The organism is Clostridium rhizosphaerae (genome assembly GCF_016765585.1).
GTDB lineage: Bacteria > Bacillota > Clostridia > Clostridiales > Clostridiaceae > Clostridium_AT > Clostridium_AT rhizosphaerae.
The window spans coordinates 17,517-31,784 of record NZ_JAESWC010000017.1 but is presented as its reverse complement, the minus strand read 5'-3'; the positions used below and the strand labels follow the sequence as shown (position 1 = coordinate 31,784).

Here is a 14,268-nt window from a genome sequence, read left to right as displayed (position 1 = left end):
AGCATAAATATAACCCAACAATATCTTTTTTTACTGAATATTGCTGGGTTATATAAATAAAATTTTATAGCTAATAACCACAAAGGTGCACGGTGCACTAAAATCCATAAATTAGTCTTCTACATGCAGATCTGCCGATATTAAATATAATTTTATCTTTAGAAGTTATTCTATTATTTTCATAATTACACTCTAGAATTACCTCTAGTTTATTTTTTTTTACAATTAAAATTCCAATACCTGTTTGTTTTGCGATTGGTAATATAATTCCCATATTAAAGTTGAAGTCCAAATCATTAAAAATGAAATAAAAATTATTACAATACTTTAAATATCCTTGCCACTTTATATCTCTTTTGAAATCTTCTATACTCGCTTTGGCCTCAACTATAGTTATCGATAACTCTTGATTGTATCCTGCTACATCAAATCTATAATTATCTACTGACAGCTCGGAAGTACAAATGTTATTATTTTCATAAAGCCACTTCATAGCAAAGTTTTGTAATGTGGCATGAGTTTCTATATCTTTCTTACTTAATTCGTTAGATATAACTATAGATTGCAAAAAATCCTTTGGACTTTTACTTTTTAAATCACTTATTTTTTTCTTTAAATTTTTCTTGGCTTCTTCTAGTAATTTTAATTCATTTTCATTTTTCTTGATTAAATTAGAAATAGATAAGTCTAGTCTGGTAACATTCTTATATTCAGCATTTATAGGATAATAATGTTCAAATAATCCATTTGCTTTTTTATAATCATATTTAATATCTCGATTATTCTTAATTCTCTTTTCCGTATCTCGTATCAGATGGTGTATATCATTTACTATCCAAATATAGTTTTCTTCATCATAATATAATATTCCTTTTTTCTTTAAAGCATTCTGCCAGTTTATATCTAGTCTTTTATATAAGACAATTTCATCTCTAAAAAATCCTAGATGTTCCATTAAAAAAATTTTTGCCTCATTTGATGCCCACCTTATAAAATATAATGATTGGTCTAGTGCATCTTTGTTTAATTTCAACTCTGCAAGTTTATCTTCTATCTGAGATTTTTTAAGACTAAGTTGTTCTAGTTCGCTATTAATAGCAATCTTCGTTTTCTCGAAATGTTTTCTTTTCTCATATATTGCCTGAGGCAGTTTTTCCAAATCGCTTCTCTTTATATCTACAGAAATACTCTCAAGTATTTCTCTTAATCCTTCCATATCATTTTCTTTAAATATACTTTTTAAAACTAAAGCTTTGAGGCCTAAATCCTTCAACTTTAAATATAAGCTATCTGGGAGTGCTGAAGCTTGAGCATAGAGTTTATTTAGCTGGGAAAGCTTTTTAGCTTGATCCAGAGAGAGATTTAATATGGACATCAATTCCGATACAGGTTTTCCAGTATCTAAAAGCTTAAGAGCTTCTATACTTTTTGCATCAGTACCATTTATCAATAGTATCGCCTCCATGATTTAACGTAAATATGCTATATGTTTATTGAGTGAATCTTCTTCTTTTGTCCAAATTTATATATTATGCATCCCTTCTGTCCCGATTCTTGGATTCTATTTCTTTACCTTTTGTGTTCTATATAAATCAATAAAGAGCTTCACTAACTATAAAACTCTCAATTTTTTTATATAACTGCCATACCCATATTCTTAATAATAGTATTATTAAATTAATAAAGTTTATAAACTGAAACTATTTCAGTTTATAAACTTTATTAATTTAAGCATTAAGGCGAGTTACATAAATAGCCTCTAATAATAATTTAAAAACATTATACATACCAAATAATATCATATATAATTCAAATACTATTCTGCAGCTTCTTCCCATCCTAAAAGCTTTTTTTCTAAGCTATCAAAGTCATATTTTCTTTGTTCAAAATTATTAAAAGTACTTGCTTTCTTCTTACCCTTTGGCCATTGATAATCTTCTTTAATTGCTGTAAGCATCCAAGAAACAATATTTTTTATTCTATCTGAAACCTTTGCAATTTCATATTTTTCTCTTATTATATCTACATCACCTTTAGCAGCATTTAATATCGAAGATACTTCAAGCTCTGTAATATCCTCAATAATTATAGATTTAACCTCTTGAATCTTATCTCTATTACTATCTGGACGGGTATCCGAGGTTATAAGTAATTCTTGTTCAATTTTTGTATTAGTTATTTTAAAATTTATCGCAACAACTTTTCTACTTTCTTTTATTTCATGGAATTCAAAACTTATATCACTTTTCTCATTTATTTCTTTTTGAGCCGGTATGATAACTTTTTGTTTTAAGTTGGCATATTTCGGATACTCGTCCTTTTTTATATCTAGTTTAAGTCGAATATCCTCTATTGAGATTGATCTTGATCCTATAGTTTGATACTGCTTAAGAAGTTCATAAAATCTAAATGAATATGTACTTTTAAACTGTAATATGTTTTTTAATTGGTACTTTGTATACCAGTCTAAATTAATATAAAAAGGTTTCATCTCCGGATTAATTTTAAGTTTTAAAATACCATCACTATACTTTACTACCTCAACGAAATGATATTTCTCAAAATTATTGTTATCCATGTTTTTAATTCTTACAACTCTAGTCATAAGTATATCTGTTAATTTGTCTAATTCCCTATATATGTTTTTATTATTCTTAGATCCCATTATCTTTGCTAAATCTGAAGCCTTAAATTCATATTCCTTAAAATCAACATCATCTTTTTTAATCATGGATGCCAATATTCGTAATATCTTTTGTTCCAGTACAGTAAGTGTATAACTAGACTCAAGAAGTTTATTAGATTGATATATCCAATTATTTTTAGAATTAGTTAAGTCAGTTAGCATATCCTTTTCACCCCAATTTAAATATACCTTATTAAAAACATGTTATCAATAACTATTTTTTAATTAGTTATACTTACCGTTTATAAGTTATATTTAAATAAAAAATGACCGTAATCAAGTTATATTTAGCCGTAAATTAGTTATACTTAAACGTAATTAAGTTATATTTAAATACTGATTTTGACGTATATTGGTTATATTTAGCCGTAAATTAGTTATACTTAAGTATCTAAATGATCGCATTTTCAATGTGTACAAGCCTCCGAAAACTATTAAAACTGTTGTTATAAAACAATTTAAAACAACACAAATATATCTATCGTTGTTGTTTTATTATTTTTTAATAAATTCTTTAGACAACTTTTTAAAATTGTTATTCCATATGATAGAAAAATATGTGCTATATGGAATACCATGTGGAATCCTTATCCTATAATTACATTTAAAAACAAATAATATTAAATAGCATTGTAATAACATTACAATGAAATTATAATAACATTTAAATTATATTGTAATAACCGTAAAATAGTTATACTTATAAAAATATAAAGATTAAATAAATTTATTGAAAACTTATTTATGTACTAGTAGTTTAAAAAAATAAAGGGCGACCCCCCTTTATAAATTCTTATATATGGATTAATACTAAAAAATATCTAAATAAATAATTTTTTATACCAAGGCCTATTTTTATTATTATTTTCTTCTCTCCACTTAATTAATTTTTCATCCAGATGATTAAAATGGTCTTCTTGTTGCTTTTCTAAAGCTATCTTTAAATCAATATTTTGTATTTTTAAGTCTACTAAGTCTTTTCTCAGATCTTCTATCTTAGGTGTAATAGAAGATTGTATACTTTCAGTAATTATGCTTTTCATAATCTCTTTAAATATTTCTATATTTCCATGAGGAATAATTATATCTTTTTCTTGTACTTCAGCTGTATTCTCAATAATTATCTCGGAAGCCACTTCATCAGAAGGACTTTCTTTTGTTTTTGATTGAAGTAATATACTTTTAATAGCAGCATAATTTAAGCCTTGATCTTTAAGTCGTAAAATCATTTCAATCTTAGATATATCATCGTCAGTGTATAGGCGATTTAAGTATTCATCTCTATTAATTTCAAAAACTCCATCTAATACTTTTTCAAGGTACCTAAGATTATGAGTTTTAAAGTCTTTAAAGCCTTTTTTATTAATCGCTTCGCACACATCCCCTATAGTATGAAGTTTATTATTTTTTTCATTCATAAGTTTTCTCACCCCATTTGTTAATATAACAAAGTTTATTAGCTGTTAATAAAAGCAATAAATCCAACGGTTGAGTGTTAATAAACATTGTTAAGCATCTTTAAATAATATTAAATTAACTAAAAACGACTATATTAATATTACAGTATTTTTCCATAAAATGTAAGTATAAATGATATGTAGGAGTGAAAATTTTTTAATAATTTATGTTTTATTAAATTAACAATTAACTTCATAATGGTTTCAAGGTTTAGATATAGATGTAAATATTGGATAGGCAATCATTATAGTTAGTATTATTTTTTATATTAGTCCTGTGAAATTCAATGATAGTACTACTATTCGCATTAACTATAATCATATTTAGGTTAAATCACTGTAGTGTAGTACTTAAAAATTATAAAAAATACAAAAAGTTTAAACTTTTTTGTATTAGAAGTTTAAACTTTTTGTATTTTATGCTATGCTTATCGCAAGTAGTATATTTTGGAACAAGGGGAGAATAGGGGTATGAAAGGTAAAATTTATTTTGATAAAATACACAATAGGCGAATTGAGTTGGATATAACTCAAAAAGAAGTAGCTGAGAAAGTTGGGGTCTCAATAAGTGTTATAAAAGCGTTAGAAACAGGAAGAAGTGATAGTACTGTGGAGACTCTTGAAAAGATTGCAGAGCTTTTAGGATTAAAATTAGATGAAGTATATAATCCAGAATATAGGGATACAAAAGTTATAAGTGTGGTTAATAATAAAGGTGGGGTTGGTAAGACAAGTGTATGTGGGTCTATAGCTTATGCACTTTCTGAAATGGATTATAAGATATTATGTATAGATGCAGATATGCAGATGAATTTAACACATTCCTTAGGACTAAGTAAGAATCCAATGCATTTAGGTTTAGCAATAGAAAAAGAAGATGATTTAATTAATTATATACATAAGACAAGCTATCCTAATATTGACTTTATTGTATCAGATTTAGCCATGTCTACAACCGAAATGCTTTTATTTACAAAGGTTGAAAGAGAAAGCATATTAAAACATATGCTTAAAAATATAATAAACCAGGGGATATATGATTTTATAATTTTTGATACAAATCCTGTATTAGGGATACTTAATTATAATGTTTTAAATGTATCTGAATATGTAATTATACCAATAGAGTTAAGTATATTTGCTATAGATGGACTCGATACATTGGTCAAATATATAAACTCTATAAAGAAAACAAATGAAAAACTTGATATTGCTGGTATTGTTATAAACAAATATGATCTTCGTGAAAAGAAAATCACAGAAACCTGTGAAGATATAGTTAAAGAGATATTTGGAGATAAAATATTTAAAACTAGAATTGGTGTCGATACAAAAATAAAGCAAGCACAGCTTGAGAGTATACCTGTAATGTGTGCAGATACAACAAGTAGAATTTCAAAACAGTATAGAGATTTAGCCAAGGAGGTTGTGAAAGTTGTCAGCAAAAGATAAGAAATTAGATATTATCAATAGATTAAGGAAATCTCAAGAAAATGAACAGAATGAAATAATGTTAGCAGCTGAAAATATTAAAAATATCACAACCGGTATGGATGTAGTTCAGGTAGAGCTAGATAAACTTGTTGAAGCTCCAAAGGATTGGAATTTTTATTCGCCACTTAGCAAACAAAAAATGGGTGAATTAATAGAATCAATTCTTGAAAATGGTTTATTAAGTCCAATTATATTATGGGAGCAAGAAGATAACTATATGATATTGGCTGGCCATAACAGAGTAAAGGCATTTAGGCTTTTATATGAAAATACCAAGGATGATAAGTATAGAAAAATTTATGCATATATAAAAAAGAAAAACCAGTTATCTGAAGATGAAGCAAAATCTATAATTATAGACACAAACTTCGTACAAAGGCAGCTTTCAACTGCAGAAAAAACAAGATCTATAGTTGTTAAATATAATCAGTTAGGAAGAAAAAAAAGAAATTCTGAAGGTAAGAATACAGCTGCTATTATAGCTGACCAGTATGGTATTTCTGAGAGAATGGTTTATAACTATTATAAAATAAATAATTTAATTCCCGAATTTATGGAAAGTATTGATAATTGCACGATTTCACTAAAAGCTGGATTAAAATTAGCAGCTTTTGATTCAGAATTCCAGGAAGAGCTATATCTAAGACATAGTGATAAGCTTGATAATAAAACTATAAGTAAAATTAATATACATGGAGAAAAAGAGGAAATATTAAAAATGTTATCCAATGATGCCTTAACAAGGTTTGTTAAGGTATCATTGGAAATTCCATCCTATCTAGAGAAAGAATTTAAAGAATATGTAAATACTTGGCTTAATGAAAGAGTTAGTAGAGATTCTAAGTAAGGTTTTGTTACAGTAACATTTATTTTATAGAAATCTCTAATATTAGATTTATAAACTGTAACTGTTTCAGTTTATAAATCTAATATTAGGTTAACAAACATTTAGTTACAGCCTAAAAGGCATAAAGAATATATTTTTAAAGAGAAAAAGGAATTTTACAGGGCAATAGTTGATCCTACTGAAGTATTAGAAAATCACTCTAGCAAAAAATATTCAAAAGATGTATCTGCTTTTTATTCTTATTAGGCACATGATTTATGATTAATATTTTTTTACCTATTTTAGTTACAGGTGTATGCTAAATTTTTAAAAAACTTATTACTAAACTGTGTTTATTTATATCCAAATATTTCATAGAACAATCTATGTGTGCCAAGTTCCGCAGGTTTTGCAACCACTGCCTAGTCCGTGATAGCTACTCCCATGTTTATATATTATAGCAATAGCTGTGTTACCACATTATGTATTAGAAATTGAGCTTAATTGGAGTATTGAGGATATAAAACAAAATTTAAGCTGGGAAACACTTAAAGAAAGAGGACTACTAACTTTGTATACATATTATCCAAGCCTATATAAATTAGTTGATGCTGCATATCCAGAGTGTATGTATCCCTGGGAACTTATTAATAGCGAAATTCCATCGGGAACATGGGAAGACAAGAATAATAGAGTATTAGCGATAACATGGCTGGTTGGCAAACTTAGAAATGATACAAAAAAGATAAACAGAAAAACTTTCTCTCAATATGGTTTAAGTGCTTTACTTGAAAATTACTATTGTGATAACCCCAAAAGAGCTATTAAAGAAGTTATTTAAAATATATATTTAAACTTGTAAGATATTTTTTAATTATATAAACTAATAGATAAATAAATGATTTATTTATGAGGTGTAAGATGGGTACCTACATTTGTAATTGTGATGCTAGTAATAACGAAGCAGTTGGGATGACCTTAGGCGTTCAAATATTGAATGTATCTGAAGCTAAAACTATTAAGATATCTGAATGTATAGGACCTAGTGGAGGCACAAACTATGCAGAAGGGCAAGCTGTAATATTGACTCTAAAGAATCTCAGCTTACTTTGTAATGAAGATGATGAAATTAAGATTTTTAGTGATAGTAAAGATATTGTAGATAAAGTTAATAATATAATTAAAAAGAAGAATTTAAAAATCAAGAAAAAAACCAATAAATTTATTCCTGAGTATATAACAGCTATTATAAGTCTTATGACTAGATTTAATAATATTTCTTTAGTATGGATTCCTAGAAATCTAAATATATCTGCGCACTCGTTAACTAAAGAACCTTTTTTAGATAAGTATACTGAGTATAGATCCAAAAAAATCAATGTTAAATACATAGGTGATAATTTATATATCGCTGAAAGTAGTAAAGATAAGAATAAAAATTATACTGTTAATTTAGAATTAGGTTCTTGTACCTGTCGTTTCTTTACCTGTCAAAAATGGTGGGAAAGAAAGAAGTGTAAACATATTATGGCTGCTGAAAAGTTAAGTTCAACTATAAATGTACATTATAATAATACTAACAATTATTAAGTTTCTAACCCTAATCCAATTTGATAGACAGTAAGAATCCATCTATAATCAAATTGGGTAGGGTCAAAATACCTGTTTTTCTTTTCAAAAATTAAATTTTATTACATTAGTTTCTTTAATATATAAAAAAGAAAACCAGGGTTTTTATCCTTGCTTATAGGTAAAGTTCAGTATATTCTAAAACGTCCCAGCAACCACCGTCTAATTGATCTAAACAAATATATAAGTTACCATGGCCATCAAAGCCAACTTCATCTATTTTAACTGTAAATATATCATTTAAATTAAACTCATAACGACTTAAGTCAAAGTCAACGCTTTTACACTTTTCAAACTTTTTTTCCTCTGTAAACTTTATATCAAATGTTTTCTTTTCGTCATCTTTACTTACAAGTATATACCCAAAGTCTTTCAGTATATTTTCAAAGTTCATTTTAAACTCATTTGAAATTTCCATTATTATCCTCCGCTTATTCGTATTCTTTTATATATCTATAAAGCGTTGCTCTGCTTACTCCTAAAAGCTTTGCAAACTCAACCGCTGTTATATCGTTAGCTTTCCACTTTTTATAATACTTCTCAAAGTCCTTTGGAAGCTCTCTCTCAGGTCTGCCTAGTTTAACTCCTTTTGCTTTTGCATTTACCAGGCCCTCTTTTACTCTGCTCTGGATCTTCTCTCTTTCTTTATCTGCTATATATGATAAAAAGCCTATAAGCATATTATTAATAGTGTAGTCCAGCTTATCATCACCGGTATTAATTAAGGGTGTATCAAGTATTATAACCTTAATACCTCTTTCAAAGAAGTACTGCAGCTCTTTAGGTGTATCCATGAAATTACGTCCAAGTCTATCAAGTTCCTTTATTACAATACTGTCACCGCTTTTTACAGTTTCTTTTAATAACTGATATTGAGATCTTTCAAAGTTCTTACCCGTAGCTCTATCTTCGAATATAGCTTTAATATTTATTTTATTTTGTTTTGTATAGTCCTTTAATGCTTCATGCTGTCTATCTGTATTCTGTTCTTTGGTTGATACTCTGATATAAGCGTAAGCACTCATTTTTAACTCTCCTACACAGTATTTTCTATACTTTTATTGTAATGTGTATCAAAAAACTATGCAAACGCATTGAGACACTTTTGTGACCAGTTTAAGCCTGTTTATTATTGTTTTTCTTATTATTTCCTTGTGTATCATTTAATTATAGTTTTTTGATACATAGATAATAAAACAAAAGCGTAAAGCAATAAACTTTACGCTTTCTATAACTTTATATCGTTCCCATATTGGGCCATTAAAATATCGTTCCCATATCGGGCCATCTACTACAGTATATTAACTGCACCTAATAGTATTACCAAAAATTTCGAATATATAACAAAGACAGCAGAATTTTATATATCCACTGTCCCTATTATAATTAATATCGTTCCCATATTGGGCCATTAAAATTAATATCTTTATATCGTATCCATATTGGATGAGTTAATAGTATCATATATAGGACAAGCTAGCAAGTCCCTTTTTTCGCTAAAAACTCAGAATAAAGCTGATTTATTATAGTTTTTGCTTCTAATACTCTGTTTTTGTCTCCTGAAAAAAGTGCCTTTATTATCCTTTCTCTGAACTTTCCTCTTTTATAATCATACCTTATATATTTACATAGACCTCTTACACTACTTGTGTCTCCTGGATAAAACATCTTAATTTCTCCAGTAAATCCATTTTGAAACATAAAATTGGCTTTAAATTCTTTCCGATCACTATTATCAAGTATATAGTGATATATAGGCCTAAACGCATTGTCTAATATATATTCTGGGTACTTAATTGGTAATTGAAGTCCATTTTCTAGTATAGCTTTTTCAAGATAGTTAAAGTCCAAATAGAAAACTTTAATTGCATCATTTATTCTATCTATTTGTTCCTTATTTAGTTTTATGATTTCTGACCCCCCTGAAGTATTCTCATAAGTCCATGGCGTAATGCGCTTTCTAGATACTTCTTGCATCTTGTTTAAATACACATATGTGGGTTTTATTACAGTAGATCCTCTCACAGTTATAAAATTCTCCACTAATCCAATGCTGAATTGATATTGTCTGTTCTCTAGCTCAGTACTGGTTACAGGTATTACTGTTATTGTTTCATTATTTGCTGGAGCCTTCCATACAATGGCATAATGTGTATCATCTATTTCTTCTCCTATTCCAACAAACTCACATCTAACCATGTCTCCCTTATTAAGTACTGGCAAAAATGCTCCATACTCAGTAGATATTTTAGCTTGATCATACGTAAGGTTATTTAAATTTGTAATTCTTATAACCTTATGCAAAGTATTAAGGTCTTGAGTTGTTGTCTTACTAAAATTATTATATTGAGTCAAAACTCTTCCCCCTCTCTTTAGTAAATAAATCTCACTATTAAATATAACATCATAAAGTGCCTACTTCTAGCTGAATATATAAAGAGGTCTAAAGTTAAGTTGTCGTTTTATTGCTATATAAACAAACAGAGCTACTATTATTCCTATAAGGCCATAAGTTATTAATTTAATTATTTTCATTTCCATCTATAGTATTTTCTCTTTCTTTAAATACAAAGGTAAGACTTATTAAAATAGAAAAGCTTATAAGTCTTACCTTTTATAATTATTGATATTACAGGTTTTGCCTGTAATGTGTTATATAGTTGTCCGACTTCTTATCCTGTCTTTTATATTAAGAGTTTTTGGATTTCAAAGATATACAGTGTTATAACGCTGTCAATGCTTGCAAAAGACATATCTATTAAATTTTTAATTTTTCCCTTTATTTATAGTGAAACTATTTTACAAATGGGTTTATAAAAAGATAGAAGTATAGTAGATAAAAATTTTGCAGCGCCACCTTACCAACGCTAAGTTACAGCTATTATTTTCTCATATAAAATTTGATTTATTTTAAAGAGTCTATTATATTTACCTAAAGTCTTATGTAATAAATATCTTGTCGAACGATTTTTTGTTCATTTAGCCACAAATCAAGCAAAAAATAGTTAAAAGTTTTCAGGTCTTTTATATATATGTTTACACACAAAAAAACATCTTAAATCTAATGACAGTTTAATAGTAGTCAAAATTCACTATTAAAATCCGGTTAAAGCATATTAAAGCACACAATCCGGAATAAGTATCAACTTTATATCTAAAATACAATAAAAGTTAGATTAATTAAGATTTTAATTTTCTATATAGAGATGAAAATTATCAGCTTATTTTAAAGGAATTTATCCAGAATTAATAACTTTATTTATATGGAGCATTCCTTACTCATAAACCAGTATTAGATTTTTTAAAGGAGGGATCTGAAGATGTTAAAAAATATTTTTAGAAATACATCTTGAGCGTGTAATAAACAGCAGAGTAATTAGTAATAATGATTTAAACAAAACTTTATAAAAGGAGAAGTCTTAATATGAAAATTATTGGAATCATTGGAATTATATTTGATAAAGTAGCTACCTCTACGGTAGCTGCCATAATTAAGGAGTGGATATTTAAGATATTTAAAAAGGAAAAGACACCAGAACCTAAAGCACCAGCGTCTAACCCTAATAAGTCTCTTATTGAACATAAGTCTAATCAAAGAGAAGTTAAGATTGGTAGCTTAACAATCTCTATATCTACAAGTTCCTTTACCTTTAGGAGCTTATAGACACCCTCAAAGGAGCTTTCGTATTACTAGTACGGAGGCTTCTTTTTCTATTATAATTCTTATGTTAACCAAATTACAATATTCCTAGTTATTACTCCTTAATATTAATTTTAGGTATTATATTATTCTGCAATAAAAAAACCTCTCTATGAGGCTGTAAAACGCTTTTAAAACTATTCTTTTAATCTATTTATCTTATTATATAAAAACACTGCTACAGCTCCTATAAAAGAACATACCAATAATTTAATTAATGCTAATTCCATTTTGAAGCCCTCCAAACAACTTAATATTTAGAGTATTGACCGCTTGGCCTATTTATAGTCATATCAAAAAAGAGGCTTACTGCCTCTACTCTTCATCACTATCGTATATAATTGATGTTCCGTCTTTTTTTATTTCAGCATGTACCGTAAATACTTCAAAGTCATGTTTTTCAAATAGATTATTTTTTAATCCTTTACTTAGCATGTTTATTGCTTCTAACTTATCAGCTGCATTTATTATAATTATAGTTCCGTCATCTAACTTAAATACATATTTGTTATATTTCTTATTCTGGATTTGCTCGATTATCTTCTTTGACATACTATCACCTCAGGTATTATTATATTGTTTGCCATTTACAATAAGCAAGAGAAAAAGAAAACGGCCGAGGTAATAGGAAAAGAAAAAAAAGATAATAGAATAGACATAATACATTTATTTAATAAATGTATAGGTATTAATTTCTAGTACCTATAGCCTATACCAATACTTTAAAGGCTGTTGAAGTATATCACCTTAAAATACAATGTACGATACACCCCACGATATACAGTAAGATACAAATAAAAAAGGAGCCTTGCAGCTCCTTGAGTTTTTACATAAAACATTCTTACACCTCCATCAAACAAATAACTGCTCTTTTAAATCTTCAAGCCTTAAATCTATATACTTAACCTTGAAGGGTGTATTAATCTTATCCCTTTTGCTCTTAGACACTATAGTTATAAGTGGGAATATGCCATACTTTCTTTGAAACTCTTGTGTCTCATATAATTCCTTGTACTTTTCTGGATTAGTCTTATTATACAAATCCACCTCTAACAGTATCATTTTACCTTTACCGCTTATTTTAAAGGCAATAAAGGCATCTGCTGTGCATTTATGCAGTTTTAATTCTCTCTTAAACTGTAAAATCTCTGCCCCCTGAAATACTAACTCTGAATAAAAATCAATACATTTAATACTGTGCATTGACGGCTTTTTCTTGAGGTAATATATTTTCTGATTGTTTTTTCAATCTTCTTCGTGATATCAATTCCTCTTGCTTTGCATGATTAAAAAATATCTTATAAGCCTATTTTGATGTTAGACAACCATTGTCCATGATAAATTTAACCAAATCAAAATCCCTCGAAGTGAACACCAGAAAGCACCTCAGTATCTATTGCTGGACTTTCACCTTTGGGCTGCTCTGGGATATACTTTTTAAGTTCTATATACTTATGATTTAAATCTATACTGCTCTTTACATTCTCCATAATCTTTAAATCAGCAGCAAATTTCTTCTTATCCTTATCAACAACATACTTCAAAGTATTGCGAACTTGATGAACAATGTAGCGTTGATATTCCATGTTTGGAAAAGCTACATTGATAGATTCTTTTATCTCTGAAAGCCCATCTGCACATAGAATTAAGATATCTTTTACACCTCTATTTTTCAATTCATTTAACATACTAAGCCAATATTTACTGCTTTCATTTTGGACGATTTGAATACTTAGAACTTCTTTTCTACCATCTTGATTTATTCCAAGAATAACATAAGCAGCAAGCCTTTTTATAAAAGATAGCTAATTTTAATTTTCTGATCTAATGTGAATTACTTGTATTAAAGCTAAATTACTGTTAATTACGTGTGAAATATCCTTTCATCTACATTTATAAATTACCTGCTATATTCCAATGTAGAATTTTCACCTTTTTCTTCTAAACTTATAGCACACAACTCTTCTTCTTTATCACTTTTAGTATTGTTATTTTCACTAATAAATTTCCATGTACGAAGATGTAAAAACTCTTTAAAATACCTCTGAAAATTAGTTTTATGATTACATAACGGGAATTGACCATACCTATTTAACCATTGTTCTTCCTTACATACCTTACATTGATATAGTCCAGTTTTGGGAATATCCTCACCATATCCATACAATCTTTTAATTTTAAAAATAAATTTACTAATTTTGTATGCTGCTCTCATAAGTAACCACCAAACACAAATTAGAGTTGTAAACATTATTATATAGATATATAAAACAATTATAATATTTAAAGCATAATTTCTCATGCTACCGCTCCTAAAAGGTACTTTTCAAGATCCTGGATCTTCTTCTCACTTCTTATTGGCTCTACACTTTTCATGTTAACATCCATTTGTGTCCCATCGAGACATCTTCCAAATACAACATATTGTATGTTTTCATTATATTGTGTTGTTATCATTTTTACAAATTCATATTTT

General features: G+C 27.8%; 14 protein-coding genes and 1 pseudogene. 5 read left to right on the top strand and 10 right to left on the bottom strand.

Annotation, left to right across the window (positions count from 1 at the left end; all coding sequences use genetic code 11):
- Positions 1–97 precede the first annotated feature (97 nt).
- The 3 genes from JK636_RS18655 to JK636_RS18645 all read right to left on the bottom strand — a co-directional run bounded on the left by JK636_RS18655 (position 98) and on the right by JK636_RS18645 (position 4,104).
- The gene (locus JK636_RS18655) at positions 98–1,450 is read right to left on the bottom strand and encodes an MmcB family DNA repair protein (protein WP_202750492.1); all 1,353 of its coding nucleotides are present in this window, start codon (positions 1,448–1,450) and stop codon (positions 98–100) included.
- Positions 1,451–1,816: 366 nt separating this feature from the next.
- Complete coding sequence (locus JK636_RS18650) at positions 1,817–2,848, bottom strand: replication initiation protein (RefSeq protein ID WP_202750491.1); 1,032 nt, start codon at positions 2,846–2,848, stop codon at positions 1,817–1,819.
- 659 nt (positions 2,849–3,507) lie between these two features.
- Positions 3,508–4,104 carry a MerR family transcriptional regulator gene (locus tag JK636_RS18645; RefSeq protein WP_202750490.1) on the bottom strand — a complete coding sequence of 199 codons (597 nt, stop codon included), beginning with the start codon at positions 4,102–4,104 and terminating at the stop codon, positions 3,508–3,510.
- A gap of 510 nt (positions 4,105–4,614) precedes the next feature.
- Here JK636_RS18645 and JK636_RS18640 point away from each other — a divergent pair.
- The 4 genes from JK636_RS18640 to JK636_RS18625 all read left to right on the top strand — a co-directional run bounded on the left by JK636_RS18640 (position 4,615) and on the right by JK636_RS18625 (position 8,053).
- Positions 4,615–5,595, top strand: a complete 981-nt coding sequence (locus JK636_RS18640) for an AAA family ATPase (protein ID WP_202750489.1) — start codon at positions 4,615–4,617, stop codon at positions 5,593–5,595.
- A complete protein-coding gene (locus JK636_RS18635) occupies positions 5,579–6,484 on the top strand; it encodes a ParB/RepB/Spo0J family partition protein (protein ID WP_202750488.1) in 906 nt (301 codons plus the stop codon). Before JK636_RS18640 ends, JK636_RS18635 begins: the two co-directional genes overlap by 17 nt.
- A gap of 550 nt (positions 6,485–7,034) precedes the next feature.
- A complete protein-coding gene (locus tag JK636_RS18630) occupies positions 7,035–7,304 on the top strand; it encodes a hypothetical protein (RefSeq protein ID WP_202750487.1) in 270 nt (89 codons plus the stop codon).
- A gap of 80 nt (positions 7,305–7,384) precedes the next feature.
- Positions 7,385–8,053, top strand: coding sequence for a reverse transcriptase-like protein (locus JK636_RS18625; protein WP_202750486.1), 669 nt, complete (start codon positions 7,385–7,387; stop codon positions 8,051–8,053).
- 154 nt (positions 8,054–8,207) lie between these two features.
- On the opposite strand, the gene JK636_RS18620 is transcribed toward JK636_RS18625, so the two are convergent.
- The 3 genes from JK636_RS18620 to JK636_RS18610 form a co-directional block, all read right to left on the bottom strand.
- Positions 8,208–8,510 carry a hypothetical protein gene (locus tag JK636_RS18620; protein ID WP_202750485.1) on the bottom strand — a complete coding sequence of 101 codons (303 nt, stop codon included), beginning with the start codon at positions 8,508–8,510 and terminating at the stop codon, positions 8,208–8,210.
- 13 nt (positions 8,511–8,523) lie between these two features.
- Positions 8,524–9,117: a recombinase family protein gene (locus JK636_RS18615; RefSeq protein ID WP_202750484.1), complete on the bottom strand. Its 594-nt coding sequence runs from the start codon at positions 9,115–9,117 to the stop codon at positions 8,524–8,526.
- A 451-nt stretch (positions 9,118–9,568) separates the two neighbouring features.
- Positions 9,569–10,447: a type II toxin-antitoxin system PemK/MazF family toxin gene (locus tag JK636_RS18610; RefSeq protein ID WP_202750483.1), complete on the bottom strand. Its 879-nt coding sequence runs from the start codon at positions 10,445–10,447 to the stop codon at positions 9,569–9,571.
- Between the two features lie 1,069 nt (positions 10,448–11,516).
- On the opposite strand from JK636_RS18610, the gene JK636_RS18605 reads away from it, so the two are divergent.
- Positions 11,517–11,756 carry a hypothetical protein gene (locus JK636_RS18605; protein WP_202750482.1) on the top strand — a complete coding sequence of 80 codons (240 nt, stop codon included), beginning with the start codon at positions 11,517–11,519 and terminating at the stop codon, positions 11,754–11,756.
- Between the two features lie 351 nt (positions 11,757–12,107).
- On the opposite strand, the gene JK636_RS18600 is transcribed toward JK636_RS18605, so the two are convergent.
- The 4 genes and pseudogenes from JK636_RS18600 to JK636_RS18585 form a co-directional block, all read right to left on the bottom strand.
- Positions 12,108–12,344, bottom strand: coding sequence for a hypothetical protein (locus JK636_RS18600; protein WP_202750481.1), 237 nt, complete (start codon positions 12,342–12,344; stop codon positions 12,108–12,110).
- Between the two features lie 300 nt (positions 12,345–12,644).
- On the bottom strand, positions 12,645–12,995 hold the full coding sequence (locus JK636_RS18595) for a hypothetical protein (protein ID WP_202750480.1): 351 nt from the start codon (positions 12,993–12,995) through the stop codon (positions 12,645–12,647).
- Positions 12,996–13,285: 290 nt separating this feature from the next.
- Positions 13,286–13,588 (bottom strand): annotated as a pseudogene (locus JK636_RS18590) (transposase); the annotation flags it as partial.
- Between the two features lie 104 nt (positions 13,589–13,692).
- A complete protein-coding gene (locus tag JK636_RS18585) occupies positions 13,693–14,007 on the bottom strand; it encodes a hypothetical protein (protein WP_202750479.1) in 315 nt (104 codons plus the stop codon).
- Positions 14,008–14,268 lie beyond the last annotated feature (261 nt).